Here is a 5,492-nt window from a genome sequence, read left to right as displayed (position 1 = left end):
TGTCGCCGAACACCAATGCGGCCGCCGCGCGCGTGCTCGACCGGCTCGGCATCAGCGTGAGCCCGGCGCGCGAAGCCGGCTGCTGCGGCGCGACCGAATATCACCTGAACGCGCAGGATGCGGGCCTCGCCCGCGCACGCCGCAACATCGACGCGTGGTGGCCCGCGATCGAAGCGGGCGCGGAAGCGATCGTGCTGACGGCGAGCGGCTGCGGCGCGTTCGTCAAGGAATACGGCGACCTGCTGCGCTCCGACCCCGTCTATGCGGAGAAAGCGCGGCGCGTCAGCGCACTCGCACGCGATCTCGCCGAAGTGATCGCGGCCGAGCCGCTCGACGCGCTGGCCGGTTCGACGCCACGCCGCATCGCGGTGCACTGCCCGTGCACGCTGCAGCACGCGCAGCGCCTCGGCGGCGCGGTCGAGCGCATCCTGACGCGGCTCGGCCTCGATCTGACGAATGTCGCCGACGGCCATCTGTGCTGCGGCTCGGCCGGCACGTATTCGCTGACGCAGCCCGAGCTCGCGACGAAACTGCGCGACAACCGGCTCGACGCGCTCGAAGCCGCGCGGCCGGACCTGATTGTCACGGCCAACGTCGGATGCCAGACTCACCTGAATGGCGCGGGCCGCACGCCTGTGCGCCACTGGATCGAGCTCGTCGACAACCCACTCGTCAACTGACCTGATTCCGGAGGAATGCCATGCAGACGAAACCCGAACTCGAACTCGCCGATGCCGACCGCATGCTCGGCGCCGCCCGCGCGGAAGCGGAGCGCCACGGCTGGGCCGTGTCGATCGCCGTCGTCGACGACGGCGGCCACCTGCTCGCGTTCGCGCGGCTGAACGGCGCATCGCCGGCCAGCGCCTCTATCGCGCAGGACAAGGCGCGCGCGGCGGCGCTCGGCCGGCGCGAGACGAAAGCGTATGAGGATATGATCAACGGTGGCCGCACCGCGTTTCTGAGCGTGCCGCTGACGGGGTTGCTCGAAGGCGGCGTGCCGGTCACGGTCGGCGGCCGGATCGCGGGCGCGATCGGCGTGTCTGGCGTAAAGTCCGAACAGGACGCGCAGATCGCCCGCGCCGGCACACAAAGCGTCGCGGTATGACCAGCCAAAGCCGCGCGCGATTTTTTCCCCGGGAGGATTAACGATGATCGACCAAGCAGGACTGCAAGTCGCGCCAGCGCTGAGCCAGTTCATTGAAAACGAAGCGTTGCCGGGCACCGGCATCGACAAGGCCGCGTTCTGGAGCGGTTTCTCCGCCCTGGTGCACGACCTGGCGCCGCGCAACCGCGCGCTGCTCGCGGAGCGCGACCGGCTGCAGCAGGAGCTCGACACCTGGCACCGTGCGCACCCCGGCCCCGTGCGCGACCACGCCGCATATCGCGCATTCCTCGAACAGATCGGCTACCTCGTGTCGGTTCCGTCGAACGTCGCGGCAGCCACCGCGAACGTCGACAGCGAGATCGCCACGCAGGCCGGCCCGCAGCTCGTCGTGCCGCTGTCGAACGCGCGCTATGCGCTGAACGCCGCGAACGCGCGCTGGGGCAGCCTGTACGACGCGCTGTACGGCACCGATGCGCTGCCCGAGGACGGCGGCGCCGAACGCACCGCGGCCTACAACCCGACGCGCGGCCAGCGCGTGATCGACTACGCGCGCAACGTGCTCGACAACGCGGCGCCGCTCACGAGCGGCTCGCACCGCGACGCGCTGCGCTACCGCGTGGAGAACGGCCAGCTCGCCGTCGAAACCGCCAAGGGGATCGTGGGCCTCGCGCAGCCGGCGCTGTTCGTCGGCTACCAGGGCGCGGCCGACGCACCGTCCGCGATCCTGCTGAAGCACAACGGCCTGCACCTCGAGATCCAGATCGACGCGTCGACCCCCATCGGCCGCGCCGATCTCGCGAACGTGAAGGACGTCGTGCTCGAAGCCGCGGTCAGCACGATCATCGACTGCGAGGATTCGGTCGCGGCGGTCGACGCCGAGGACAAGGTCCAGCTCTACCGCAACTGGCTCGGGCTGATGCAGGGCACGCTGGTCGAGGAAGTCGCGAAGGGCGGCAAGACCTTCACGCGCCGCCTGAACGCCGATCGCGAGTACACCACGCCTGCCGGCGGCACGCTGTCGCTGCACGGCCGCTCGCTGCTGTTCGTGCGCAACGTCGGCCACCTGATGACCAACGGCGCGGTGCTCGACCGCGACGGCAACGAGATTCCGGAAGGGATCCTCGACGGCGTCGTCACGACGCTGTGCGCGCTGCACGACCTGAAGGCGAAGCGCAACTCGCGCACGGGCTCGATCTACATCGTGAAGCCGAAGATGCACGGCCCGGTCGAAGTCGCGTTCGCCGATACGCTGTTCGCGCGCATCGAGGATCTGTACAACCTGCCGCGCAACACGCTGAAGATGGGCATCATGGACGAGGAGCGCCGCACCAGCGTGAACCTCGCCGCGTGTATCGCCGCCGCCGCTGCGCGCGTGGCGTTCATCAACACCGGCTTCCTCGATCGCACCGGCGACGAGATGCACACCGCGATGGAAGCGGGCCCGATGATCCGCAAGGGCGACATGAAGTCGTCGGCGTGGATCCAGTCGTACGAGCGCAACAACGTGCTCGCGGGCCTGTCGGCCGGCCTGCGCGGCCGCGCGCAGATCGGCAAGGGCATGTGGGCGATGCCGGACCTGATGCACGCGATGCTCGAGCAGAAGATCGCGCATCCGCGCGCCGGCGCGAACACCGCGTGGGTGCCGTCGCCGACCGCCGCGACGCTGCACGCGCTGCACTACCACCTCGTCGACGTGCAGGCCGTCCAGCAGGAACTCGAGAAGACGCCGTATGCAAGCGAACGCGACACGCTGCTCGAAGGCCTGCTGACCGTGCCGGTCGTCGAGCGCGCCGAGTGGAGCGAGGCCGAGATCCTGAGCGAAGTCGAGAACAACGCGCAGGGCATCCTCGGCTACGTCGTGCGCTGGGTCGAACAGGGCGTCGGCTGCTCGAAGGTGCCCGACATCCACGACGTCGGCCTGATGGAAGACCGCGCAACGCTGCGCATCTCGAGCCAGCACATCGCGAACTGGCTGCGCCACGGCGTGATCACCGAGGCATTCGTGCTCGACGTGTTCAAGCGGATGGCGCGCGTCGTCGACCAGCAGAACGCCGGCGACCCGAACTATCGCCCGATGGCGCCCGGCTACGACCAGTCGACCGCGTTCAAGGCCGCGTGCGCGCTCGCGCTGCAGGGCACGTCGCAGCCGAGCGGCTATACCGAACCGCTGCTGCACCGGTTCCGGCTCGCGTTCAAGGCGCAACAGCACGGCGGATAAGCATGGGCGTGCTGCGGTCTCCCGGCATGCCGGGAGACCGTAAGCCGGGAGTCCCTATGCCTGCTTTACCAGACGGGCGGTCGCAACGGCCGCCCGTTTTCATTTTCGGGTTCGCCCGGCCGTTGAAACGGATAATCGGCGCATATCGTCTGCCTTCATTTTTCGCGTGCATCTGCCGTTAACCAGATGAAATCGGCAACTGCATGCCGCGCGCTACGGCCCTTCATGCCGCAAAGCCTTGCGCCGGAACGCTCTGCCCGATATTCGCAAGCCCGGGAATTCACTGAAATTTGATCCGGATCAACGGCCCGCAACATTTTCCGCGGGTGCGGACGCGCGCGCTATACTCCGTTCAATTCGCGCTGCCCGATTCGTCGGATCGTCGAATCGGCGCAGATGTCACCAGTGAATGATTGATTTACCGGTATATCTGGCCGCGATTACCGATAATCCGCGTCCAGTTTCTCCGCCGGGCCGCAGGAAGGCGTCGAAATGACCGCGTAACGGATCGCCGCCGGCACGTCATACGAACAATCGCATCGGCCTGCCTCCCGGCGGCAATGCCCATCGATCCACGGACCATGGCAGAAACCGACTACGCAATGCCCAGCGAATCCGGCCTGACGAGCCGTGTCGCCGCTCATCTGCGCCGGTTCCTGCTGCCGCACCTGATCTTCTATACCGGGCTGCTGATCGCGCTGGTCCTGCTGCTCCTGTGCGGGATCGTGCTGTACGAAGGCCGCATCGATGCGCGCGACCGTTCGATCGCGATGCAGCAGAATCTTGCGCTGATGGCGTCGTGGGACATCGAGCGCAACATCGAGATCTATTCGCTGTCGCTGCAGGCCGTCGTCGAAGGCGAGAACGACTCCTCGATCGTCAAGCTGCCGATGCCGCTGCGCCGCCAGGTGCTGTTCGACCGTGCGACGACCGCCAAGTACCTCGGCGGCATCTACGTGCTCGACGCGAAGGGCGACATCGAGGTCGACGGCAAGAGCGACGTGCCGCGCAAGGCCAACTTCGGCAATGAACCGTACTTCGTCGTGCACCGCGACCACCCCGACGCCGGCCTCTACGTCAGCCCCCCGTATCGCTCGCGGCTGCGCGACGGCTCGCCGAGCGTCGCGCTCAGCCGGCGGATCACGAAGCCCGACGGCTCGTTCGGCGGGGTCGCCGTGATGTCGATCCGGCTCGAATATTTCCAGAACCTGTTCTCCCGCCTGTCCCTGGGCGATCGCGGCTCCATCGCGCTGATCAACACCGACGGCAAGATGCTCGCGCGCGAGCCGTACGACCCGAAGATCGTCGGCCGCGACATCAGCCGCGCCAGCACGTTCCGGCGGTTCATGACCGCCAACGAAGGCAGCTTTGCCGACACCGCGACGATCGACGGCGTGCGGCGCCTGTACGTGTTCCGGCACCTCGAGCACCTGCCGCTCATCATCATGGTCGCGCGCTCGGAAGCCGATACCTACGCCGCATGGTACGACCGTGCGATTCCGATCGGCTCCGCGATGGTCGCGCTCGCGATCGGCTTCGTCGGCCTGTCGCTGCTGCTCGACGTGCAGCTGCGCAAGCGCCACCGCGCAGAAACCGAACTGCAGGCGCTCGCGCGCACCGACGGCCTGACCGGCCTCGACAACCGCCGGATGCTCGACGTCACGCTCGCGCGCGAATGGCGCCGTGCCGCGCGCTCGCAGCACGCGCTGTCGCTGCTGTTCATCGACGTCGATTACTTCAAGCACTACAACGACACGCAGGGGCACCAGGCCGGCGACGACGCGCTCGCCGCGGTCGGCCACTGCATCGCCGGCTGCCTGCGCCGCCCGGCCGATTACGCGGCGCGCTACGGCGGCGAGGAATTCGTGGTCGTGCTGCCCGACGTCGACACGGACGGCGCGGTGACGATCGCCGAAACGATCCGCACGGGCATCCTCGATCTCGGCATCCGGCACGACGCCGGCACGTCCGGCCGCCTGACGGTGAGCATCGGCGTGACGACCAGCTATCCCGAACACGACGACGACATGCAGGCCGCGCTGAAGCTGGCCGACGACGCGCTGTATCGCGCGAAGGAAGGCGGGCGCAACCGCATCGTCGTGCACGCGGCCGCTCCCGGCGGCCTCGCGGCGCGGCATGCCTGAGCGGCCGGGACCGGCCACCACGCCA

The 5,492-nt window shown here is 68.2% G+C and carries 4 protein-coding genes; all 4 read left to right on the top strand.

Annotated features, from left to right (window positions below):
• Window positions 1-680, top strand: a 680-nt coding sequence (gene glcF, locus G3N64_RS37895) for a glycolate oxidase subunit GlcF (protein ID WP_205788710.1), incomplete at its 5' end; no start/stop codon positions are given.
• A 20-nt stretch (window positions 681-700) separates the two neighbouring features.
• Window positions 701-1,105 (top strand): heme-binding protein, encoded by a 405-nt coding sequence (locus G3N64_RS37890; RefSeq protein ID WP_205788709.1) that lies wholly within the window; start codon window positions 701-703, stop codon window positions 1,103-1,105.
• Window positions 1,106-1,148: 43 nt separating this feature from the next.
• Entirely contained in the window at window positions 1,149-3,323 is a 2,175-nt protein-coding gene (locus tag G3N64_RS37885) for a malate synthase G (protein WP_205788708.1), read from the top strand.
• Between the two features lie 581 nt (window positions 3,324-3,904).
• On the top strand, window positions 3,905-5,467 hold the full coding sequence (locus G3N64_RS37880; RefSeq protein WP_205788707.1) for a sensor domain-containing diguanylate cyclase: 1,563 nt from the start codon (window positions 3,905-3,907) through the stop codon (window positions 5,465-5,467).
• Window positions 5,468-5,492: the final 25 nt, after the last annotated feature.

This window comes from Burkholderia sp. Ac-20344, from assembly GCF_017104975.1.
In the GTDB taxonomy this organism is placed as follows: domain Bacteria; phylum Pseudomonadota; class Gammaproteobacteria; order Burkholderiales; family Burkholderiaceae; genus Burkholderia.
The sequence above is the reverse complement of the archived record's forward strand: the minus strand, read 5'-3'. Positions and strand labels throughout refer to the sequence as shown.